The 23,288-nt window shown below is 68.3% G+C and carries 18 protein-coding genes and 1 pseudogene; 13 read left to right on the top strand and 6 right to left on the bottom strand.

Annotation, left to right across the window (positions count from 1 at the left end):
- Positions 1-45 precede the first annotated feature (45 nt).
- From E0H75_RS18155 to E0H75_RS18180, 6 genes are read left to right on the top strand one after another with little or no spacing between them, the layout of a single operon-like run.
- The gene (locus tag E0H75_RS18155; protein WP_131514700.1) at positions 46-1,593 is read left to right on the top strand and encodes an amino acid permease; all 1,548 of its coding nucleotides are present in this window, start codon (positions 46-48) and stop codon (positions 1,591-1,593) included.
- Entirely contained in the window at positions 1,590-2,210 is a 621-nt protein-coding gene (locus tag E0H75_RS18160) for a DUF1989 domain-containing protein (RefSeq protein WP_131514701.1), read from the top strand. Before E0H75_RS18155 ends, E0H75_RS18160 begins: the two co-directional genes overlap by 4 nt.
- Positions 2,207-2,803, top strand: a complete 597-nt coding sequence (locus E0H75_RS18165; protein WP_131514702.1) for an urea amidolyase associated protein UAAP2 — start codon at positions 2,207-2,209, stop codon at positions 2,801-2,803. The genes E0H75_RS18160 and E0H75_RS18165 overlap by 4 nt, the downstream gene beginning before the upstream one ends.
- 2 nt (positions 2,804-2,805) lie before the next feature.
- Positions 2,806-4,749 carry a 5-oxoprolinase/urea amidolyase family protein gene (locus E0H75_RS18170; protein WP_131514703.1) on the top strand — a complete coding sequence of 648 codons (1,944 nt, stop codon included), beginning with the start codon at positions 2,806-2,808 and terminating at the stop codon, positions 4,747-4,749.
- The gene (gene atzF, locus E0H75_RS18175) at positions 4,746-6,347 is read left to right on the top strand and encodes an allophanate hydrolase (protein ID WP_131514704.1); all 1,602 of its coding nucleotides are present in this window, start codon (positions 4,746-4,748) and stop codon (positions 6,345-6,347) included. Before E0H75_RS18170 ends, atzF begins: the two co-directional genes overlap by 4 nt.
- Positions 6,348-6,358: 11 nt before the next feature.
- A complete protein-coding gene (locus E0H75_RS18180; protein WP_131514705.1) occupies positions 6,359-7,546 on the top strand; it encodes a M20 family metallopeptidase in 1,188 nt (395 codons plus the stop codon).
- Between the two features lie 52 nt (positions 7,547-7,598).
- Here E0H75_RS18180 and E0H75_RS18185 read toward each other — a convergent pair whose 3' ends face one another.
- Entirely contained in the window at positions 7,599-8,861 is a 1,263-nt protein-coding gene (locus E0H75_RS18185; protein WP_131514795.1) for an FAD-dependent monooxygenase, read from the bottom strand.
- Between the two features lie 78 nt (positions 8,862-8,939).
- On the opposite strand from E0H75_RS18185, the gene E0H75_RS18190 reads away from it, so the two are divergent.
- Entirely contained in the window at positions 8,940-9,503 is a 564-nt protein-coding gene (locus E0H75_RS18190; protein WP_131514706.1) for a TetR/AcrR family transcriptional regulator, read from the top strand.
- 178 nt (positions 9,504-9,681) lie between these two features.
- On the opposite strand, the gene E0H75_RS18195 is transcribed toward E0H75_RS18190, so the two are convergent.
- The gene (locus E0H75_RS18195) at positions 9,682-12,762 is read right to left on the bottom strand and encodes an FAD-binding and (Fe-S)-binding domain-containing protein (RefSeq protein ID WP_131514707.1); all 3,081 of its coding nucleotides are present in this window, start codon (positions 12,760-12,762) and stop codon (positions 9,682-9,684) included.
- A 45-nt stretch (positions 12,763-12,807) separates the two neighbouring features.
- Between E0H75_RS18195 and E0H75_RS18200 the strand changes: the two genes are divergently transcribed.
- Both E0H75_RS18200 and E0H75_RS18205 read left to right on the top strand, forming a co-directional pair.
- Positions 12,808-13,536 carry a maleate cis-trans isomerase family protein gene (locus E0H75_RS18200; RefSeq protein ID WP_165553817.1) on the top strand — a complete coding sequence of 243 codons (729 nt, stop codon included), beginning with the start codon at positions 12,808-12,810 and terminating at the stop codon, positions 13,534-13,536.
- Entirely contained in the window at positions 13,533-14,180 is a 648-nt protein-coding gene (locus E0H75_RS18205) for a GntR family transcriptional regulator (RefSeq protein ID WP_131514708.1), read from the top strand. The genes E0H75_RS18200 and E0H75_RS18205 overlap by 4 nt, the downstream gene beginning before the upstream one ends.
- Positions 14,181-14,198: 18 nt before the next feature.
- On the opposite strand, the gene E0H75_RS18210 is transcribed toward E0H75_RS18205, so the two are convergent.
- Complete coding sequence (locus tag E0H75_RS18210) at positions 14,199-15,689, bottom strand: NAD-dependent succinate-semialdehyde dehydrogenase (protein WP_131514709.1); 1,491 nt, start codon at positions 15,687-15,689, stop codon at positions 14,199-14,201.
- 80 nt (positions 15,690-15,769) lie between these two features.
- Between E0H75_RS18210 and E0H75_RS18215 the strand changes: the two genes are divergently transcribed.
- Positions 15,770-17,023, top strand: coding sequence for an aspartate aminotransferase family protein (locus E0H75_RS18215; RefSeq protein WP_131514710.1), 1,254 nt, complete (start codon positions 15,770-15,772; stop codon positions 17,021-17,023).
- A 10-nt stretch (positions 17,024-17,033) separates the two neighbouring features.
- On the opposite strand, the gene E0H75_RS18220 is transcribed toward E0H75_RS18215, so the two are convergent.
- Together E0H75_RS18220 and E0H75_RS45030 are read right to left on the bottom strand one after the other, a co-directional pair.
- Positions 17,034-17,450 carry an MFS transporter gene (locus tag E0H75_RS18220; protein WP_238163103.1) on the bottom strand — a complete coding sequence of 139 codons (417 nt, stop codon included), beginning with the start codon at positions 17,448-17,450 and terminating at the stop codon, positions 17,034-17,036.
- 23 nt (positions 17,451-17,473) lie between these two features.
- Positions 17,474-17,998: pseudogene (locus tag E0H75_RS45030) on the bottom strand (MFS transporter); the annotation flags it as partial.
- On the opposite strand from E0H75_RS45030, the gene E0H75_RS18230 reads away from it, so the two are divergent.
- From E0H75_RS18230 to E0H75_RS18240, 3 genes are read left to right on the top strand one after another with little or no spacing between them, the layout of a single operon-like run.
- Positions 17,975-19,141: an amidohydrolase family protein gene (locus E0H75_RS18230; protein WP_131514713.1), complete on the top strand. Its 1,167-nt coding sequence runs from the start codon at positions 17,975-17,977 to the stop codon at positions 19,139-19,141. The pseudogene E0H75_RS45030 and the gene E0H75_RS18230 overlap by 24 nt on opposite strands.
- A 51-nt stretch (positions 19,142-19,192) precedes the next feature.
- Complete coding sequence (locus E0H75_RS18235) at positions 19,193-20,518, top strand: amidase family protein (protein ID WP_131514714.1); 1,326 nt, start codon at positions 19,193-19,195, stop codon at positions 20,516-20,518.
- Positions 20,519-20,542: 24 nt separating this feature from the next.
- Positions 20,543-21,355 (top strand): MerR family transcriptional regulator, encoded by an 813-nt coding sequence (locus tag E0H75_RS18240; protein WP_131514715.1) that lies wholly within the window; start codon positions 20,543-20,545, stop codon positions 21,353-21,355.
- On the opposite strand, the gene E0H75_RS18245 is transcribed toward E0H75_RS18240, so the two are convergent.
- Complete coding sequence (locus E0H75_RS18245; RefSeq protein ID WP_131514797.1) at positions 21,356-22,681, bottom strand: MFS transporter; 1,326 nt, start codon at positions 22,679-22,681, stop codon at positions 21,356-21,358.
- Positions 22,682-23,288: the final 607 nt, after the last annotated feature.

Raw genomic sequence — 23,288 nt, forward strand, 5'->3', positions numbered from 1 at the left:
CCCGGGCTGCCGTGCGCATTCCGGGCCGATCCGACGGAGACCGGAATGTCAGCCACTTCTGAAACCGATCTGGGCCGCTTCGGCTACACCCAGCAGCTCTCACGCCGGGTCGGCAGCTATGCGTCGTTCGCTGCCGGCTTCTCGTTCGTGTCCATCCTCACCACCGTCTTCCAGCTGTTCGGCCTGGGATTCGGCTTCGGTGGAACGGCCTTCTTCTGGACCTGGCCCGCGGTGCTGGCCGGTCAGCTCACGGTGGCGTTGTGCTTCGCCGAGCTCGCCACCCGCTACCCGTTGTCCGGGGCGATCTACCAGTGGGCCCGACGGCTCGGCGGCGCCGTCATCGGCTGGTTCGCCGGCTGGGCGATGGTGATCGCGCAGATCATCACGCTGGCCACCGCGGCGATCGCGCTTCAGGTCGTCCTGCCCGCGGTCTGGTCCGGCTTCCAGCTGGTCGGGACCGACTCCGCGCTGTCCTCGAAGGACGGCGCCACGAACGCCGTCGTCCTCGGCTGCCTGCTCCTCGCCGCGACCACGCTGCTCAACGCGACCAGCGTCCGGATCACCGCGTTCGTCAACTCGGTCGGCGTGACCTGTGAGCTCGTCGGCGTCGTACTGATCGTAGTTTTGTTGACAAGCCGAGCCGAGCGCGGTCCGTCGGTCGTCCTGCACACGACGAACCTCGACAGCACCACCGGGTACGTCGTGCCACTGCTGATCTCGACCTTGATGGCGGCGTACGTGCTGGTCGGGTTCGACAGTGCGGGCGAACTGTCGGAGGAGACGCACAAGCCGCGTGCGACCACCCCGCGGACGATCATCCGCGCCGTCATCGCCTCCGGGATCGGCGGCGCGTTCCTGATCATCGCCGCGCTGATGGCCGCGCCGTCGCTGACCGACGGCGATCTCGCCACCCAGGGCCTCCCCTACGTCCTGACCAGCAGCCTCGGTACGACGCCCGGCAAGCTGCTGCTCCTCGATGTCGCGCTCGCGGTGTGCGTCTGCACGCTGGCGATCCAGACCGCGGCCGCCCGGATGATCTTCTCGATGGCGCGCGACAACGTCCTGCCGGCGTCGGCCCAGTTGCATCAGGTGTCGCGTCGTACCGGCACTCCGGTCGCGGCGACGATCGTGCCCGGGGTGCTGGCCGCCGTGTGCCTGCTGGTGAACGTGGGCAACACGGGCCTGTTCCTCGGCCTCGCGAGCGTCTGCATCATGCTGCTGTACGTCGCCTATCTGATGGTGACCACGCCGCTGCTGGTACGGCGGTTGACGACCGGCGGACTGTCCTCCGGCGTGGACGAGAACGGGCGCCCGTTGTTCTCGCTCGGGCGGTTCGGTCTGATTGTCAACATTCTTGCTGTCGGTTACGGACTCGCGATGGCGATCAACCTCGGGTGGCCGCGCGCGGAGGTCTACGACCCTGCGGGCGAGGGGTGGTACCTGCACTATCTGCCGCTGCTCACGCTCGGAATCGTGGCCGTCGGTGGGCTGATCGCGTACCGCGGTCAGCGGCGTGCGTACCACGCATCGATCGTCCCCAGTACTGAAGGCAGCCTCGGTGAAGGCGCCCGTGTGGAAGGTGCCGTCGCATGAAGCACGAGATTCCCGCCGCCGCAGCCTGGTCCGCACCCGTCCGGGCCGGACGCACCATCACCCTGACCGCGTTGGCCGACAACGCGAACGCCTCGACGCTGATCATCGGCGCCGACCGACTCGACCGCCTCAACATCCCAGACACACTGAAGTCGCAGATGTCCGCGCGTATCCGGGCCGGCATGGTCCTCATGTCGGACCGCGGTCTCGCCCTGGCCACTGTCGTCGCCTCCGGATCCGACTGGCACGACTGCCTGATCGGAGCCCCGCCCGACCGCTTGCTGCAGCTCGAGCTGGCCAAACACGGTTTCGGCGCCGCAGATCTGCACGGCTCGGTCAACTTCTTCTCGAAGGTCCGCGTCACCGACGACGCGCGAGCCTCGCTGACCTTCGATCCGGACCACGCTCGCACCGGCGACAGCGTCACCCTGCGGGCGGAACAGGACCTGCTCGTGTTCGTCTCCACCGCCGCGCACCCGTTGTCCACCACGGAACCCGCGCCGATCGCCGTACACATCGAAACCTCCGTACAGACCGAACCCGCCGAGCCCGGTGGTCCGGAACTCCGGGCCGAAGCCGTGCGTGCGCTCGAGTTGACCCGGGAGTTGATCGCATGAGCCTGGACACCGTGGTGGAACCCGGCGACGGCGCCCTGCTGACCGTACCGGCGAACGGCCGGCTGCGGATTGTCGACCTGCACGGCAACCAGGCCGTGGACACCTTGTTCTACGACTCCCACGACATCGACAACCGCTACTCCGCCTTCGACACGATCCGCGCGCAACGAGCCGTCTACCTCACCACCGGATCGCGTCTGCTGTCGACCAGCGGCGACGAGCTCGCCGTGATCACCGACGACACCTGCGGCCGGCACGACACCGTCGGCGGCGCGTGCTCCCAGGAGAGCAACGTCATCCGGTACGGCGTACACACTCGTCACCAGCACGCGTGCCGCCAGACCTTTCTCACCTACGGCGCGCGAGCCGGCATCGGGCAACGACAGCTCACCCACAACGTCAACTTCTTCATGAATGTGCCGGTCACCTCCGTAGGCGACCTGAGGTTCGACGACGGCCTTTCGGCACCCGGCCGGTACGTAGAACTGACCGCGAGCCGCGACCTCCTGGTCCTGATCAGCAATTGTCCGCAGGTCAACAATCCGTGCAACGGCTGGAACCCGACCCCGGTCCAGCTCCTGGGCTGGTGGTGACGATGGCCGTCATCACCGTGGTCGCCCCGGGAGTGCAGACGACCGTTCAGGACCTGGCCGGCCGGCCGGGGCTGTGGGACGTCGGCGTACCCCCGTCAGGAGCGGCCGACGAACTCAGCTTCGCGCTGGTGAACGCCGCCGTTGGCAACCCCAGCAGCGCGGCCGGACTCGAGTGTGTGCTCACCGGACCCGTCCTGACCTGCGACGAGGATCGATTGATCTGCGTGGGCGGCGCTGTCCACAATGCGACGATCGACGGCTGGCGCGTTCGCCCCGGTCTGGTCGTACGGCTGCCGGCCGGATCCGTCCTCGATCTCGGGCCACTCGATGGACCAGGCACGCGCGGGTATCTGGCGATCGAGGGCGGCCTGGACGTACCCCTCGTTCTCGGCAGCCGCGCGACTTTCGTGCTGGGCGGGTTCGGCGGGCACGAAGGCAGGCCTCTCGCGGCCGGTGACCAACTCCCTCTTGGACGCCGGGAGAACCTGCTCAGCCCGCAGTCGGTCGAGCCGCCGGCGATGTCGGACAGCTGGCAGGTCCGGGTCATCCCCGGACCGCACGGTGCGCCGGATCATCTGACGGCAGACGGCGTCGACGCGTTCTTTGCCAGCAATTGGATAGTCGACCATCGCTCCGATCGCACCGGGATCAGACTGACCGGCCCGATGCCCGGCTGGGCCCGGACCGACGGCGGCGAGGCCGGACTGCACCCGTCCAACGTGCACGACTCCGCCTACCCCGTCGGCGGCATCATGCTCTCCGGCGACACCCCGGTGATCGTCGGCAAGGACGGGCCGTCGCTCGGCGGTTTCGTCGTACCGGCCGTGGTGATCGAGACGGATCGGTGGATGCTCGGGCAACTACGAGCCGGCGACTCCGTCCGGTTGGTCCCCGTGACGGTAGAGACGGCGGCCGAGGCGATCGAGGAACGACGAGTCTGGCTGTCGGACCTCCGGCAGGAACCCGCACCACCGGTCGCGATCGCAGCCGGTCCGGCGCGGCCCGACGTACTCCATCGGTCCGACGGCACACCGCCGTACACGATCCGCTGTGCGGGCGAACGGCATCTGCTGGTCGAGGCCGGGCCGACCGAGCTCGACCTCACCGTCCGGGTCTGGATTCACCTCCTCGCCCAGGCCTTGCGAGCCCACCGGCCGGACGGCGTGACGGAGATGGTGGAAGGGGTGCGATCACTCCTGATCGCGGTGGACTCCGCCCGCCTTGGGTTGGTCGAGCTGGCCGAGCGGCTCGCGTTCCTGGCGACCGGTCTGGCGGATCCCGAGACGGTGGTGCTGCCGGCGCGTGAGGTGACGTTGCCGATTGCCTTCGACCACCCGGAAGCCCACGAAGCGATGCGCCGGTACGCGACCTCGGTCCGGCCCGACGCTCCCTGGTGCCCGGACAACGTGGAGTTCATCCGTCGTGTCAACGATCTGCAGCACCGCGACGAGGTGTTCGACATCGTCCGGGCCGCGACGTACCTGGTCGTCGGACTGGGCGACGTCTACCTCGGTGCGCCGGTCGCCGTACCGATCGATCCCCGGCACCGACTCGTCACCACGAAGTACAACCCGGCCCGGACCTGGACGCCGCAGAACGCGGTCGGGATCGGGGGGATCTACCTGTGTGTGTACGGGATGGAGGGTCCGGGTGGGTACCAGTTGGTCGGACGGACCGTCCCGGTCTGGCGGCTCGCGCCCGGCGACGAGCAGCCGTGGTTGCTGAGGCAGTTCGACCTGATCAGATTCACGCCGGTGACCGCTGAGGAACTCGCCCACGAGCGGGCCGAGATCAGCGCCGGACGAGCGGACCTGCGGGTCGGCCCGGCCACGTTCTCGATCGCCGACGTACGCCGGATCGAGCAGGAGGCACCCGTGGACATCGCGACCGTACGAGCCAAACGACGCGCCGCTTTCGAGGCCGAGCGGGCACGGTGGGGAGCATGAACGAGTGGATCAGCCGGGTCGAACCGATCCAGCCGGCCGCCGGTCCGTTGCACGGGCTGACGATGGCTCTCAAGGACAACATCGATCTGGCGGGTGTGCCGACCACGGCCGGCGACCCGCGCAACTCACGTCCTGTTGCGCGGAACGCCTTCGTGGTCGATCGGCTGCTGGAGGCCGGCGCCGTCCCGTTGGGAAAGACGAATCTGGATCAGTACGCGACCGGTCTGGTCGGCAGCCGATCGCCGTACGGCGCTTGCCACTCGGTCCTGTCCTCTGAGCATGTCTCGGGCGGCTCGAGCTCGGGCAGCGCGGTCGCGGTCGCATCCCGACAGGTCGATTTCGCGCTCGGCACGGACACGGCCGGCAGCGGTCGGGTGCCGGCTGCCTTCAATCGGATTGTCGGCATCAAACCGTCGCGCGGTCTCGTCTCGACCCGAGGCGTCGTACCCGCCTGCCGGTCGCTCGACTGCGTGACAGTGATGGCCCGCTCGGTCGAGACAGCCCGCCAGGCCTTCGACGTGATGGTCGCGTTCGACCCGGACGATGCGTGGTCACGGCGATGGTCGGCGCTTCCGCATCGCCGGCCCGGCCGCCGGGTGGGGAGCTCCCCTGTCATCGGCGTACCCGATGCTGCGCTGGAGCTCGATCCGCTGCACGAGCAGGCGTGGCAGCGGACGCTCGATCAGGCGGATCGTCTCGGCGACGTGGTGAAGGTGGACGTACAGCCGCTGCTCGCCGCGGCCGAACTGCTGTACTCCGGGCCATGGCTGGCCGAGCGCTGGCTCGCCTTCGGCGACAAGCTCGACGACTCGCCCGCAGTGGACCCGACTGTGCGGACGATCGTCGGTGGTGGCGCAGCCCTGACGGCCGCCGAGGCGTTCGCGGGGTTCGATCGACTCGCCGCGCTGGCCCGTGCGAGCGAACACCTCTGGACCGGGCTCGACGCACTCCTGCTGCCGGTGACACCCGGGCATCCGACCCTGGCCGAGGTCGCCGAGGATCCGATCGGCGTCAACAGCCGGCTCGGGCGGTTCACGAACATGGTCAACCTGCTCGATCTCTGCGCCGTCGCGGTCCCGGGACCGGATCGGACGGATGGTCTGCCCTTCGGAATCCAGCTTCTGGCTCCGGCCGGTCACGACTACGAAGTGATCGACCTGGCGGCTGTCTGGTGTGGTGAGCCTGTGCCGGAGCGCGAGGATCCGGACGCCGACGTACTGCTCGCGGTGGCCGGCGCTCACCTGTCCGGCCAGCCACTGAACGATCAGCTGGTACGGCGTGGTGCTCGACTCGCGTTCGCTGCACGGACCGCGTCGTCGTACCGGATGTATCTGGTCGACGGACCGCGCCCGGGACTGACGCCGACGGTCTCGGAAGCGGACGGCCCGGGAATCGAGGTGGAGGTGTGGAGTCTGCCGGCCGCGGAGCTCGGTGGCCTTTTGTCAACAATCCAACCGCCGCTCGCGATCGGGCCTGTGGAGCTGTCGGACGGACGGAGCGTGCTCGGGTTCGTGTGCACGGCCGATGCTGCGGACGTGGGGCGTGACATCACGTCGTACGGCGGTTGGCGTGCGTACCTGGCCGGGAGGTCCGACTAGGGTTGGTCGGCATGAGCGTGACGCCCGCCGAGCAGGCAGTCCTGGATCGGATCGACGAAGACCTACTGGTGCGGGTCACCGCGGACCTGGTGCGGGCGACCGGTCAGAACCCACCAGGTGAGGAGGCCGCGACCGTCGCCGTACTCGCCGCGGCCGGACGGGAGCTCGGGCTCGACGTTGCGACCTCGCCCGTCGAGCCAGGTCGCGACAACGTCGGCATCACGCTTGCCGGGGGCAACGGTCCGGGGCTGTTGCTGCTGGGGCACACGGACGTCGTACCGATCGGCGATGGCTGGACGACGGCTCCGTTCGGCGGCGAGGTGCGGGACGGCCGGATCTACGGCCGAGGCGCGTCCGACATGAAGGGCGGTCTGGCCGCGGCGCTTGTTGCTCTGGCCGCCTTGCGCGGTACCGAGCTGAGCGGTCCGGTGGAGCTCGCGGCCGTGGTCGATGAAGAGGAGACCGGTAAGGGGATTCGCGCGTACGTCGCCTCCGCGGGCGGACGGCCCCGATCCTTCCTCGGCTGCATCACCGCAGAACCGACTGATCTGCAGACAATCATCGCGGCCCGCGGTGACTCTTACCTGCGGGTCGCGATCCATGGCCGCGCCTGTCACGCGGGTAACCCCGATGATGGCGCGAACGCGATCTACGGCGCCGCCGCGGTCGTCGCCGAGATCGAACGCCTGCACGCCGACCTCGCCGCAGCACCTCATGCGCTACTCGGTCCGGCGACGTGGAGTGTTGGCCAGATCAACGGCGGCACCGGCGGTTCCATCGTCCCGGCAGAGTGCGTCATCGTCGCCGATCGCCGCCTGCTCCCGGGCGAATCGCCGGCGACTGTCCTCGACGACCTCCGGAGCCGGGTCGCGGGCTTGGATCTGAAGTCGCGCGGTCTCACCGTCGACCTCGACATGCCGATGGAGATGCCGGCCTTCGAGACCGCGGCCGATGACGCGCTGGTCGTTGCGACCGAGGCCGCCCGGCTCGACGCCGGCGGCGCTGCACTCCCGCTCGCCGGCTGGACCGCCGCTTGCGATGGTGGGTACGTCGCCCGCGACCTCGGCGTACCCGTCGTCGTACTCGGACCAGGCTCGGTCACCACCGAGGCCCACCGCGCCGACGAGTCGGTCCCCATCACCGAACTCGTCACCGCGGCCCGCACCTACGCGCTCACCGCACTTCGCCTGCTCAGCTAGACATTGTCAACAATCCCACGACTAGGTCGCCGGGTGGGGCGGCGCGCATTCATCACTCCATCCTGCTGCCCGGGACGCCTGCGGGGTTGATTTGGCTTCCCGCTGCGCTGGAGGCGGCTGGCGGGTAATCGTCGACAATCATGGAGTTGTACACGCGTGCGCTCTTGGTTGTGAGGCGAAGAAGCGCGCGGCTGGGCCCCGCGGGCAGGACAGAGATCAATCGGGAACCCTGGGCCAGTCCTGCAACGCCGAGACGGGACGTGGGGATCAGAGTCTTCGCCGCGCTCAGCCCGACCGCGCGGCTCCCGCGCACGTGCTCCGCCATCGCCCGCTCGTAGGCAGGGAAAGCGCGCTCGTGATCGCCCCCGGCGCGAGCCAGCTCCCCAGCGAGGACGTACGCGCCGACGACGGCCAGGGTGGCGCTCCCACCGACAGCCGGGCCGGGGCAGTACCCCGCATCGCCGACGAGCGTCACCCTCCCGCGCGACCACGTGTCCATGCGGAGCTGAGTGATCGAGTCGAAGTAGAACGCCGCCGTACGGTCGAGCTCGTCCAGCCAACGATCCACTTCGGGGTGCATGCCGGCGAACGCACCGCGCAGCAGGTCCTTCTGCCGGCGTACGTCGCGGTGGTGGTACTCGAGCTCGCCCTCGCTCCGGAACAGGAACAACGCCCGGGCGTCGCCGAGGTGCGGAGCGCCGTACATGCCGACCGTGCGACCGATACCGACGTGGATGAGGAGCTCGCGGTCGAGGCCGGCGGTGTTGGGCAGGTTCAGGACCCCGAGGTAAGCCCCGATGTACGAGCTGAACTGGGACTCGTCGCCGAAGACGAGGCGGCGCACGTTGGAGTGCAAGCCGTCCGCGCCGATGACCAGGTCGAAGCGACGCGGCGCGGAGTTCTCGAACCGCACTGCGCCGTCGGGTGAGATCTCGGTGATCGAGTCGCCGAAGAGATACTCGACGTCGTCACAAGCGGCGTCGTAGTAGATCTCGCTCAGGTCGTCGCGCATCACCTCGACGTGCCCCTCGGAGGCGGCGCTGAAGATCTTCGCGAGGTTCACCCGGACGGGACGCCGTACGCCCTCCCGATACAGGGTCATCCGGTTCGTGCCGGTGGCTCGCTCCTCCACGCGCGGGAGCACGCCCATCTTCTCCGAGATGTCCATCGCGGGCCGGAACAGGTCGACCGCGTGGCCGCCTGTCTTCCGCAACGCCGGCGAGCGTTCGACGACGGTGACGGAGAAGCCGTGTCGGGTGAGCCAGTACGCCAGTACCGGACCGGCGACGCTGGCGCCGGAGACCAGGATCCGCATGAGCATGCCTCCCTTACTTAACGGTCGGTAAGCTTAGCATGATTACTTACCTATCGTTAAGTCAGATAAACTGGCGACATGCCTCGCCCCTCGGACACCAAGCAGCGGATCCAGGAGGTCGCCCGCGAGCTCTTCGCCCAGCAGGGCGTGCAGCGGACCAGCCTGCAGGAGATCGCCGACCGGCTCGCCATCACCAAGCCGGCGCTGTACTACCACTTCTCCTCCCGCGAGGAACTGGTCCGCAGCATCGTGCAGCCGATCATCGACGAGGAAGAGGCATTCCTGGTGGCTCAGGAGGCGCTGGGCGAGGTCGAGCCGCGCGCCCTGCTGGAGGGGTACTTCGACTTCCACTACCGCAACCGCCGAGAGATCGTGCTCATGCTCAGCGAACTGACCACGCTCGCCGACCTGGGCCTGATCGATCTCGTGCTGGAGTGGCGCGGGCGACTGGGCAAGCTCCTGCACGGCCCCGAACCCACGCTGGAGCAGGCCGCCCGAGCCGTCATCGCCTTCGGCGGCATCCAAGACTGCACGATCCAATTCGCCACCGTCCCCCAGGACGAACTCCGCCGCGTGGCCGTAGACGGCGCCCTCGCAGCCCTAACCATCAAGCCACCACGCAAGCCCGCCCGAAAGGCGTAAGCGGTCAGCCGTCTGAACGAAGGCGCGAAGCTGAGTAGGAGCAACGGCCACGCCGCACGCGAGGAGTCCGGCGAGACGGCTGGGATGCCGGGTGGCGCAGCGGGTGATCTGAGTACGGCGGCACGAGCACTGGTCCGCGGTGACATCGCCGTACCGGCCGTGCGAACGGCGTGGTCGGCTAGCTGTTGGTTGGTTGGGGTAGGGCGGCGGCTAGGAGTTCGGCGAGGTGGTGGGGGTGGCGGGTGGTGCCGTGGGTGATCTGGGTGCGGCAGCTGAAGCCGTCGGCGAGTACGGCGGTTGCCTCGGGCAATGAGCGTACGGCGGGGAGCAGGACACGCTCGCCGATCGCCTTCGAGACGGCGTAGTGGTCACGCTCGAAGCCGAAATTGCCGGCCAACCCGCAGCAACCGGAGTCGGGGATGGTGGCGTCAATCCCGGCCGCGGTCATCAGCCGGCGGTCAGCGTCAAAGCCAAGCGCTGCGTGCTGGTGGCAATGCGTCTGCACGAGCGCCTCTCCCCCGACCTGCGGCGGCTCCCACTCGGACTCCGCGAGTAGCTCGGCGAACGTGCGGGTCGCCTTCTCCGCCTGGTCGGCAAGAGGATTGTCGGCAATCAGATCCGGTGCGTCGTGGCGGAGTGCCGCCGTACAGCTCGGTTCAAGACCGACGATCGGCGTACCGGCGGCGAGGTGCGGCTCGAGGATCTTGAGCGATCGATTGAGCACGCGTCGAGCCTTCTTCAGCTGGCCCGTCGAGATCCAGGTCAGCCCACAGCAGACCGGCTTGTCAGGCAGCACAACCTCGAACCCTGCCGCCTCCAGCACCTCAACCGCGGCTCGCCCGATCTCCGGCGCGAGGTAGTTCGTGAACGTGTCCGGCCACAGCACAACCTGTTGTCCACCGGTCGACAATCGCCCGCCACGCTTGGCGAACCAACTCGTGAAGGTCTCCGAAGCGAACGCAGGCACAGCGCGCTCGGCCGCGATTCCACCCAACTTCTTGACGAGACCCAGCCCGGCGAACCTGTTGGCCAACGCGGGCACCGGCGAGGCGAGCCGTGCCCACAGCGGGAGCCAGCCCATCGACCAGTGCGACATCGGTCGCGCCCACGGACGGCGTGCGTAGTGATGCTGCGTGAACTCGGCCTTGTACGTCGCCATGTCGACGTTCACCGGACAATCGGACAGACATCCCTTGCAGGACAGGCAAAGGTCGAGACCGTCGCGTACCTCGGTCGACCGCCAGCCGTCCGTGACCACGTCACCCTGCAACATCTCCCACAGCAGATGCGCTCGGCCGCGGGTCGAGTGCAGCTCGTCCTTGGTGACCTGATAGCTCGGGCACATCACTCCACCCGAACTCTGCCGGCACTTGCCGATCCCGACACAGCGGCGCTGGGCCTGGGCGAAGTCGTTGTCGTCATCCGGGTACGCGAAGATTGTCAACAATCTGCGGTCCTTCGCCGGTCCGTCGTGCCGGATCGCCAGGTCCAGCGGCGGCGGGTCGACAATCATCCCGGGGTTCATCGCTCGCGTCGGGTCCCAGATCTCCTTGAGTTCCGCGAACAGCCGCACACCGTCGACGCCGTACATCCGGCCGAGCAGCTCACCCCGCGCCCGCCCGTCACTATGCTCGCCGGACACCGAACCGCCGAGCTCGACCACAAGGTCCGTCGCCTGCTCCACGAACTCCCGGTACGTCGCGAGGCCGCGCGCACTGAGCAGGTCGAAGTCGATCCGCATGTGCATGCAGCCCTCGCCGAAATGCCCGTACGACGCTCCGGACAGACCGTGGCGCCCCATCAGCTCATCAAGCCCGCGAAGGTAGTCACCCAACCGCTCAGGCGGTACGGCGGCGTCCTCCCAACCACCCCAAGCCTCAGCCCCATCAGCCCGCCGCGTCGCCAGCCCCGCCGCATCGGTCCGGCAACGCCACAACACAGCCTGCGCCCCCGCATCAGTAACCAAAGAAGCCGTCGGCCACCGAGCACGCCCTCCGCCCGCGAGAGACGATCCGGCCACATCAACCCTCCCGCTCCCGCTGCCGTCGGCGCCGGGGATACCGCTGACACTCCCACCAACGCTGCGGCTGGGGATGCCACTCCCGATCCCGATCCCGATCCCGCTCCCGCCGGCGCTGGCATTGGCGCCGCGCGACGTCGTGGTGGGTGATGCGGAGTTGCGGAGGTCTTCGAGCATGGTTTGGGCGGCAGTGGCGGCGGAGTGTTCGTCCTCGCCGCCCATTTCGATCAGGAGCCAGGCGTTGCCCTCGGGCAGACCGGCGCGCACGGCCGCGTCGCGGACCTCGCGTGGTAGGCGTTCGACCAGGTCGCTGTTGATGGACTCCATCGTGAGCGGACCGTGCCGCAGCACGATCGGCACGCAATCCGCCGAACTGATCGAGTCAGCGAACCCGAGCACACACAGAACCTTTGCCTTCGGCAACTCAGTCAACGCCACCGTCGCCCGCAGCGTCGCCGCGAGTCCGCCTTCGCTCCCGGTCAACAATCCGGCCACGTTGTACCCGTACTCCGGCAGCAGACGATGCAACGCGTACCCCGAGATCTGCCGGGTGAACTGCCCGAACCGCCGCCGGATCAACAGTTCATGCCGATCGACAAACGCCTGCAGCGCACGATGCAGCTCCCCCTCCCGCCGCGGCCGCGCCGCACACTCCGCGCGGTCCGCAGTGGAATCCACTGTCATCCGCGTCCCGTCAGCAAGCACCACATCGAGCGAGCGCAGATTGTCTGCAGTCGTCCCCCAGGCCACCGAATGTGCACCACACGCATTGTTGGCAATCATCCCGCCCAACGTCGCCCGGCTCCCCGACGACGGATCCGCCCCGAACGCCAGCCCGTACGGCTTCGCCGCAGCCAGCAGATCCGTCAGTACGACGCCCGGCTCAACCACCGCCGTCCGCGCCTCCGGATCGATCTCCAGAATGCGATTGACGTGACGGGACGCATCGATCACCACTCCCCCGATCGCATTGCCCGCCATCGACGTACCGCCGCCACGCACCACCACCGGAGCGCCGGCCGCTGCAGTCAGCGCGACCGCAGTAGCCAAGTCTTCGGCATCGGCGGGTACGACGACCAGGTCCGGGACAGCGCGGTAGTTCGAGCCGTCCGCGGCATACAGCGCCCGGGTCCGCCGATCGTCCGCGACCGCACCACGCAGTTCCCGGCGCAACCCGGCCACCAACCGCGGGACGTCGTACGCGACATTTCCGGTGCCGGGGCTCTCACGGGTTAGCATTGTCGACAATCTACCTATTGCGACGCGGGTCAGCCAGGAGGCGGAATGGTCACGGTGGGGCTGCTCTATCCCGGGCACAGCGCGGAGGACGACTACCCGGCGCTCGAGGCGCGGCTCGACGGCGCGGTCCGGCTACCGGTCGTGATCACGTCGGTGGGCGAGGACGCGCATCGGGTCGACGCCCTCCTCGACCTCGGTCGCGCCGAGCGGCTCGCCGAAGGCGCCTCCGAGCTCGCGGCCGAAGAGCCGGACGCCGTGATGTGGGCGTGCACGTCGGGCAGCTTCGTGTTCGGCCCCGAGGGTGCCCGCAACCAGGCGTCCGGTGTCGCCCAGGCGATCGGCGTCCCGGCGTCGTCCACCTCGATCGCGTTCGTGGACGCCTGCCGGGCTCTCGGCGTACGGCGGGTCGCGGTGGCGGCGTCGTACCCGGAGGACGTGGCGCGGCACTTCGTCCGGTTTCTGACCGGCGGCGGGGTCGAGGTGGTGTCGATGGGCAGCCACGGAATCGTCACCGCGGCCGAGGTCGGGACGCTCGCGCCGGACCGGGTGATCGCGATGGTGAAGGCCGCCGACCATCCGGACGCCGAGGCGATCCTGGTGCCGGACACCGCGATGCACACGCTGGAGATTGTCGACGATCTGGAGACCGCGGTCGGCAAGCCGGTACTGACCGCGAACCAGGTGACGGTCTGGAAGGGCCTCGACTTGCTCGGCCAGGTACCTTCTCTGCCAGGTCTGGGAAGTTTGTTTGCCTCAAGGGGGACGGAAGTGTGACCAGTTACATCGAGCCGCTGGCCCAGGAGTCGACGCCGAGCATCATCGCCGACAAGCTGCGGAAGGCCATCGGCCACGGGGAGCTCAAGCCGGGCACGCAGCTCGGCGAGGCGGACCTCGCGCGCAAGCTCGGCGTCAGCCGCGGGCCCCTGCGAGAGGGCATGCAGCGGCTGACCCAGGAAGGGCTGCTGGTCGCGATCCGCAACCGTGGGCTGTTCGTGGTCGACATGACCGCGGATGACGTCCAGGACATGTACCTGGCCCGCGAGGCGATCGAGCGCGCCGCCGCCCGCAAGATCATGCTGGGCGACCACAAGGCCGCCGGCGAACAACTGCTCGCCATCGTCCACGACATGGCCGCCGCGGAGGGCGACCCGGCGGCCGTCGGCGAGATCGACATCGCCTTCCACGAGCGGCTGGTCGAGCTGGCCGGTAGTCCGCGGCTGTCCCGGATGCACCGGACGTACATCACGGAAACCCGCATGTGCATCCACGCCCTCGAGGAGACCTACACGACGTCGGAGGTTCGCGTCGGCGAGCACCAGCGCCTGGCCGAAGCCATCCTCAACGGCGATGGTCTGCACGCCGACGATCTGCTGGTCGCCCACATGGACGACGCGATCGCTCGCCTCACGTCGCGGTAGGGTTTCGTCCCTTCGCGATCAGGGCATCGCGATGCCGATGTACTTCGTCTCGAGGAACTCCTCGATGCCGATGGACCCGCCTTCCCGGCCGAGGCCGGATTGTTTGACGCCACCGAACGGGGCGGCGGGGTTGGAGACGACGCCCTGGTTGAGACCGACCATGCCGGTCTCGAGGGCCTCGGCGATGCGGAGAGCGCGGCGGAGGTCGTTGGTGAACACGTAGGCGACCAGGCCGTACTCCGTGTCGTTCGCGGCCGCCAACGCCTCGTCCTCCGTCGTGAACGGCGTCAGCGGCGCCACCGGGCCGAAGATCTCCTGGTCGGCCATCGCAGCGTCCCTGGGTACGCCGGTGAGCACCGTCGGCGGATAGAAGTAACCATTGCCCGGGGCAACCTCTCCGCCGGTGAGGACGGTGGCGCCGCGGTCGACGGCGTCGGCGACCAGCGACTGGACCTTGGTGAGACCGGCCTCGTCGATCAGCGGGCCGACCTTGACGTCGGGTTCGGTGCCGCGACCGACCGTCAACGCGGACATTTTCGCCGCGAGACGCTGCCCGAACTCGTCGATCACCGAGGCATGCACGAAGATCCGGTTGGCCGCCGTACACGCCTCGCCCATGTTGCGCATCTTGGCCGCGATCGCGCCGTCGACCGCCTCGTCCAGGTCCGCGTCCTCGAACACCAGGAACGGCGCGTTGCCGCCAAGCTCCAGCGACGTACGCAGGACCTTCTCGGCGCACTGCTCCAGCAGGATCCGCCCGACCCGCGTGGAGCCGGTGAATGACAACTTGCGGGCCAGTCCGGAGCGGATCAGCGGCTCCATCACGCCGCCCGCGTCCATCGCGGTGATGCAGTTGACCGCGCCCGCCGGTACGCCGGCCTCCGCGAGGATCCCCATCAACGCGAGCATCGACAGCGGTGTCTGGTGCGCGGGTTTGATCACACTCGTGCAGCCGGCCGCGATCGCGGGGCCGAGCTTGCGGGTGCCCATCGCCATCGGGAAGTTCCACGGGGTGATGAGGAGGCAGGGGCCGACCGGCTGCTTCGTGATCAGGAAGCGCGCGTTGCCGGCGGGCGCGGTCTGGTACCCGCCGTCGATCCGGAGCGCCTCTCCCGCGAAGTGCCGGAAGAACTCGGCGGCGTACGCGATCTCTCCGCGCGCCTCCGCGAGCGGCTTGCCCATCTCGAGCGTCATCAGCAACGCCAGATCGTCGACACGCTCCATCAGCAACTCGTACGCCGCCGTCAGCATGTCGGCGCGTTCGCGGGGTGATGTCTTGGCGAACGCCGGCTGCGCCGCGACGGCCGCCTCAAGCGCGGCCCGTCCGTCGGAGGGTGTTGCGTCGGCAACCGCGCAGAGCAGTTCGCCCGTCGACGGGTCGACTACATCGAACGTCGTACCACCCTCGGCCTCAGTCCACTTGCCGTCGATGTAGAGGCGCTTCTCAACCGCCTCGACAACCCTGACCTCGTCCTGAGAGACATCGTTGGTTGCGTTCCGCTCGGTCATTCGCACCCCTTCACCGGCCTCGACAGCTGAGATACGCTGATTGTCGACAATCTACCAGTCGACAAGTGCAGGGGAAGTCCGTGGCTGAGCTCTCGCAGATCCTGAAACAGGCGACCGGAGTCGTCGCCGCCCGCGGTGAGGGCGTGCAGCTGTTCGACGAGGACGACCGCCGGTATCTCGACTTCACGGCCGGCATCGGCGTGACCTCGACCGGGCACTGCCATCCCCGCGTCGTCGCGGCTGCCCAGGAGCAGGTCGGCAAGATCATCCACGCGCAGTACACGACCGTGATGCACCGGCCGCTACTGACACTGGTCGACCGCCTCGGCGAGGTCCTCCCCCAGCACCTCGACCGGATGTTCTTCGCGAACTCCGGCAGCGAGGCGATCGAGGCCGCGCTGCGCCTCAGCCGGCAGGCGACCGGACGACCGAACGTGATCGTCTTCCACGGCGGCTTCCACGGCCGGACCGTCGCGGCGGCGTCAATGACGACCTCCGGCACGAAGTTCCGATCCGGCTTCAGTCCCCTGATGGCCGGCGTACATGTCTCGCCGTTCCCGGACCCGGGCCACTTCGGCTGGCCGGTCGAGCAGGCGACGGACTTCGCGCTGAGCCAGCTCGACTACGTGCTTCAGACCTTGAGTACGCCGGCCGACACTGCCGCCTTCTTCGTCGAACCGGTGCTCGGCGAGGGCGGCTACGTCCCGGCGAACGAACGGTTCTTCGCCGGCCTGCGGGAACGCGCCGACGAGCACGGGATCCTGCTGGTTGTCGACGAAGTGCAGACCGGCTTCGGGCGGACCGGGAAGTTCTGGGGCGGCGACCACTTCGGTTCGCAGCCGGACATCCTGGTCACGGCGAAAGGGCTGGCGTCCGGCTTCCCGTTGTCGGGCATCGCGGCCTCGTCGGCATTGATGGAGAAGGCGTGGCCCGGTTCGCAGGGCGGGACGTACGGCGCGAACGCGGTGGCGTGCGCGGCGGCGGTGGCGACACTCGACGTGATCCAGGACGAGGGACTGGTGCAGAACTCGGCCGAGCGCGGTGCTCAGCTCAAGCAGGCTCTGCAAATGGTGGCGGACAAGCACGAGCAGATCACCGATGTGCGTGGGCTCGGGTTGATGGTCGGCAATGAGTTCCGTGATGCCAACGGCAAACCCGACCCGGTTACAGCAGCCGCCGTACAGCAGGAGGCCGCGCGCCGAGGGCTTCTCTTGCTGACCTGTGGGGCCTGGAGCCAGGTAGTCCGTTTCATCCCCGCCCTCGTCGTCAGCCCAGACGAGATCGACGAAGCCGCCACCGTCTGGTCGGACGCAGTCTCGGCCATCACCACCTAGCCCACACCTGTCAGGCGCGGTAGGCGGGAAAGTCTCGCAAGGTACGGATCGGCGTGGCCAGCGGGAGCGTGCGGGTGCAGGCGAACAGGACAGCCAGCGCCCACATGGCGGTTCGGATTCCGAAGGTGGCCGCCAACGCTCCGGCGGTCACCGCGCCGAGCGGACCTGTGCCGAAGACGAGGAACCGCGAGCTCGCTGTGACTCGGCCGAGTAGCTGAACGGGAATGTAGTTGCCTCGGAACGTGGCGGTGATGACGTTCGAGACTGTGGAGCCAGTCAGCACCACGAGGGATCCGGCCGCGAACAGCGACAGCCGCCAACCGGAACCGGCCGCCGGAAGGAGCAGGATGAACGGCGCGATCGCGAGATTCGCTGCCAGATAGGTGCGCGCGTTGCCGAAGCGCCGCACGATCCGCGACGCGAACACGCCGCGATCGGGACGCCGGCCAGCACCACCGCCGACACCAGATCGGCCGCGAGCAAGACGCGTCGACGCGGCCAACGGTCGACCCACGCCCCGGCCGGCAGCCCGATCACCAGAAACGGCACCCAGTTCGCCGCGGTCAGCAGGGCCACCATGCTCGTGCCGGCGTGCAGGGTGGTCATCGCCACGAGGGGCAGGGCGACAGTCGTGATCGCCGAGCCGAATCCGCTGGCCGACTCGCCGACCCAGAACAAGCCGAAGTTCCGCGTCCGCAGCAGACCACCAACCGGCCCGCGTCTTGGTCCGGGCGCGCGCTCGTGCGTAGTAACGGTCTCAGCGTTCATGCAACCGTCTCTTCTCTTGCTCCACGGATGTCCGACGATTTCGATCGAGCAAGTTACTACGACCGCCATCAAACTTGCGGCCGGTTCTCGGTCTCGGACCCCCCATGGCAGCGCTCTGCCTGAGCGCGATGTGGGCAACTGTGAGCCGTTCCCAGTGGCCCTTGGGGTTGCGACGATGCGGGAGTGACTGGTCGCCTGCTGCTGCATTCCGGATCTGTGCTCGATGTCGCGTCTGGTGAGGTGCGTGCGGCCGACGTCGTACTGGCCGACGATCGGATTGTTGACATTGGACCAGGGCTGGACGGGGACGAGGCAGTCGATTGTTCCGGTGGGCTACTGCTGCCGGGGCTGATCGACTGCCACACACACGTGTGTCTCACGCAGATGCTGAGCGATTCGGACGGCCTGCCACAGTCGACTCGGCCGCTGTCCGCCGTACCGGTACTCCGGATGTTGCTGAGCCTTGGCGTCACTACGATTCGCGACGCGTGGGGAGCCGATGCCGGCGTACGGCTGGCAGTCGAGCGCGGGTGGATCGATGGACCTGAGGTGTTGATCAGCCTTCGCCAGGTGTGTACGACGGGCGGCATCGGCGATCTGTGGACACCCGACCTCGGGCCGGTCGACTACTTCGGGGATCCGTCGATGCCGGACCCGGTGTTCGACGGCGCGGACGGAGCGCGGGCGGTCGTACGGCGAATGGTGCGGGCCGGAGCGGATTGGATCAAGCTCACCGCGACCGGATCGATGGCGCTCGGGATCGGTGTGCATGACGTCCAGCTGACTGTCGACGAGATGACGGCGCTGGTGGACGAAGCACGGCGGCAGGGCGATCGCCGCGTCATGGTGCATGCGCATGGCGCGCGAGCAGCCGAGGAGGCGGCGCGAGCCGGGGCGGCGAGTATCGAGCACGGGACGTACCTCGACGAGGCTGCTGTTCAGGCGATGGCGGCTGCCGGCACGTTCTACGTGCCTACATTGTCGACAACACAACCTGATCCTGAGCATGTCCCTGACGGCGCTCCGGAGGCGCACCGCGAGTCGGTCAGGCTCGCGCTCGATGCGGGCGTGCCGATTGCGATGGGGACGGACAATCCAGTACGGCCGCACAGCGAGGTACTGCGGGAGCTTGAGCACCTGTCGGCGGCCGGTCTGGGTGATGCCGGAGCGTTGCGCGCGGCAACGATCGACGCCGCCCGGCTGCTCGGCCTGTCGGACGACCGCGGCGAGATCTGCGCGGGTAAGCGAGCCGACCTGGTGCTGGTCGACGGCACGGATCTGGACTGCACGTCATTGGAGTCCCGCATCCGGACGGTCTTCCACAACGGGCGCGCGGTCGGTCGACCCTGAGGTTGACGGTGACGTTGACCCTCACACGGTGTCAGACCGTAGACAATCCGCATGATGACAACAGCAACCGAGATCGCGCGCCGGATCCGGGCCGGTGAGGTGACGTCGCGCGAGGTCACGGAGCAACTGCTGGCGCGGATCGCGCACGACCACAGCGTGAACGCGGTGGTCGAGACGAGGGCGGAGTTCGCTCTGCGGTGTGCGGACGAAGCTGATGCGGCGGTTGCGGACGAGCGAGACGTCGGGCCGCTGCACGGCGTACCGATGACGATCAAGGAGTGCTTCAACGTCGCCGGCCTGCATACGACCTGGGGCAATCCGGCGTTCGCGGAGTACGTCGCGGATCGGGATGCGGTGGTGGTGGAGCGGCTCACTCGGGCCGGCGCGATCATTGTCGGCAAGAGCAATGTCCACACGATGCTCGCGGATTTCGGACAGACCACGAACGAGATCTACGGGCGGACGAACAATCCGGCGGATCTCACCCGCACCCCGGGCGGCTCGAGCGGAGGCGGCGCGGCTGCGCTCGCGGCGGCGCTGAGTTACCTGGAGTACGGGTCGGATCTGGTCGGGTCGATCCGGCTGCCGGCGGCGTACTGCGGCGTCTATGGCCTGAAGCCGACATCCGGGCTCGTCCCGCTGCAGGGCTTCCAGGTGCCGGGGCCGCCGGAAGTGCCGAACGAGTTCCCGAACTTGTCGACAATCGGACCACTCGCGCGATCGGCCGCCGACCTGCGGACCGCGCTGCGGGTAACCGGCGGCCCGCCCCCGCCGTACTCCTGGGAACTGCGCCGGTCGCGCCACGACCGGCTCGCGGACTTCCGCGTCGGCGTGGTGACCGACCATCCCGCCGCGCCGGTGTCGCGTGAGGTAGGCGACGTCCTGTCGGCGACGGTCGATCGGATCGGCCGGAGCGGCGCGAAGATCGTCGAGGGTTGGCCCGATGGTGTCGATCCGTCAGACCAGGCCGAGGCGTTCGGATCCCAGGTCGAACTGTTCTTCGCGCTGCACGGCGGCGAACCGTCGCCGTTGAGTCTCGCCGAGGTGATCGAGCAGGAGCGGCGGAGAATGAGCGCACGGATGAAGTGGCAGCAGTACTTCGAGGAGGTCGATGTGCTCGTGTGCCCCGCCAGCTTCACGGCGGCGTTCCGCCATGACGAGCGTCCGTTCGAGGAGCGCACCATTACGACGTCGTACGGCGAGCAGCGGTACGACGCCCAGGTCTTCTGGATCGCGCACGCTTCACTGACTGGGCATCCCGCACTCAGCATGCCAATCGGGCAGACACCAGACGGGCTGCCGGTCGGCGCGCAGGTGATCGGTCCATGGCACGAGGACGACACCGCGATCACGTTCGTGGAACTGCTGGCCGGTTGACGTCACTGCGGAAGGAGGCGGGCATTGTTCGCAATCGGAGAGTTCGCGCGGCACGGGCGGGTGTCGATCCGGATGTTGCGGCACTACGACGCGATCGGTCTCCTGCGGCCGGCGTACGTCGATCCTGCGACTGGCTATCGCAGCTACACCGCGGGGCAGCTCGCCGACCTCAACCGGATCGTCGCCCTGAAGGATCTCGGGTTCTCGCTCGAGCAGGTACGGACGATGGTCGCCGACGAGATCAGTCCGACCGAGCTGCAAGCATTGTTGACAATCCGACGCGCGGAGCTGGAATCCACTGTCGCGGAGAGCTACGCCCGGCTCGCGCAGGTCGAGTCCCGTCTGCGCGGTATCGAGGCTGACCTCCCCACCGCCGATGTGGTGATCAAGGAGCTGGCGGCTGTCCGGCTGGTCGGATTGACCACCACCGCCGCCAGCTTCACGCCCGCGGACATCAGCCCGGTGGTCCATCCGCTCTGTGCCGAACTCGGCCGCCGGCTGCCCCACGCCGCCGTCCGGCCGTCCGGCCACTTGACCTGCCTGTACGAACGCTCCCACCAGACCGAGGACGAAGTCGTGGTCCGCGCGACCGTTCCGGCGGCGATCGATGCCGAAGGCAACCTCATCGGCCTGGACGTGATCGACCTGCCCGCGGTACACGCGGCGACGCTGGTGCATCGCGGACCCATCGACCATGTGCTGCCCGCGTGGCAGGCGCTGGCCCGCTGGATCGACGACAACGGTCATCGATCCAGCGAACCTGCGCGAGAGCTTTACCTCGACTGCCCGGACGATCCGGACGGCTGGGTCACCGAGCTGCAGGAGCCGATCGAGTAGTCAGGCTCTGGCCGGCTCGGGTTCCAGAGCGACCGGGGGTGGAGCCCCGTCGGTACCTGGAATCGCGGTCCCGTTGAGTGGGCAGCGGGTGGTTTCGGGGACCTTGACGAGGGCGATGGCGCCGATGATGCAGGCGGCCATCATGTAGTACGCCGGCGTCAGGGCGTTGCCGGTCTTTGCTGTGAGCCAGTCGTTCACGGCGGGCGCCGTACCTCCGAACAGAGAGGTCGACACGTTGTAGGCAATCGCGAAACCGGCGTACCGGACATGGGTCGGGAACATCGCCGGGAAGGTCGCCGAGATCGTCGCGAGCTGCGGGACGTACAGCAGACCGAGTACTGCGAAGCCCACGATCGCGCCGAGCATGTTCGTCCCCATCAGCAGGAACATCGGCGCCCCGAAGACGAACAGTCCGGCCAGCGAGACCCACCACAGCGGTTTGCGGCCGACCCGGTCCGATAGTCGACCGGCGAACGGCAGGAAGATCATCATTGTCAACATTCCGATGATCGGCACGATCAGCGATTCGTCCGCGGTGAGCTTGATCTCGCTCTCGAGGTACGTCGGCATGTACGTCAGCAGGGTGTAGTTGACGACGTTCAGGGCGACGACCATGCCACCGAGCCGGAGGATCGGCTGCCAGTAACCGGCCAGCAGATCCCTGAACTGGTGCGAGGTCTGCTCTTCCTTCTGGCCCTTCGCCTCGAGCTCGCGGAAGATGGGCGTGTCCTCGAGACGCGATCGCAGATAGACGCCGACCAGGCCGAGCGGCGCGGCGACCAGGAACGGCAAGCGCCAGCCCCACGCGTGCATCTTCTCGTCGCCGAGCACCAGGGAGAAGAGCAGCATCAACAGCGCACCGGCAGAGAAGCCGGCCAGCGTTCCGAACTCCAGGAAGCTGCCGAGGAATCCGCGCCGGCGACTCGGGGCGTACTCCGCCATGAACGTCGCGGCCCCGCCGTACTCACCACCGGTCGAGAAGCCTTGGATCATCCGGAGCACGACCAGCAACGTCGGCGCCCACAGCCCGATCGAGTTGTACGACGGGACCAGGCCGGCCAGCAGTGTCGCGCCGGACATCATCAGGATCGTGATCGCCAGCACGTGCTTGCGGCCGAGTCGGTCTCCCAACGGCCCCCAGACCAGACCGCCCAGCGGCCGGACCAGGAACGAGACGGCGAATGTCAGCAATGCGAGCAGCGTCGCGCTCTCGGTGTCGCCCGGGAAGATCGCGGCCGAAATGTAGGTCACGCCGTACGCGTAGATGCCGTAGTCGAACCACTCGGTCGCGTTCCCGATCGCCGATGCGGCGATCGCCCGCTTCAGTACGCCGGGCGGCGGCTCAACATCAACCGAAGTCCGCGAGTCACCCGACCGCCCACCTCCCCCAGACGCACCCCCACCACCCGAGGCGCCACCTCCACCACGACCGCCTCCACCACCCGAGGTGCCACCTCCACCCGACGGACCACCTCCGCCTGGCGATCGGCCCCCGCCCGGACTGCTGACGGGCGGCCGGCTCTCGACGGGTGTGTTCCTGAGCGGCTGGGGCCCGACTGGCGGTTGGGTCTCGGCGTCCACGGTGGTCCTCCTGTCGTCACACGGCCTCACCCGGGTGCCCACCTCACGCCTTCGGCACACACTGACGGCCAGGTCGTAGTTTTGTTGACAATCCGAAGGTTAACCATGTGCATTAGTGAACAGCAAGCAGTCACGCGCAGTCGACCACTAGTTGCCAGTCGGTAACACGCCGCCGGACCGGCCGAGGGTCCGTCGACTGGAGCAGGCCCGGCGCCGGCCGGCGGTGCATCCGGCGGACCGGCGGGAGCGCTCGGAGGTGCCGGCATGCGGGTGCGCGGCGAGGACCCGGTGCGCCCTGCAACAGCTCGTCCCGCTGGACCGTAGTAGCGACCCACTCCCCGACGGGTGGCCG

It is taken from the genome of Kribbella capetownensis, assembly GCF_004331485.1.
GTDB lineage: Bacteria > Actinomycetota > Actinomycetes > Propionibacteriales > Kribbellaceae > Kribbella > Kribbella capetownensis.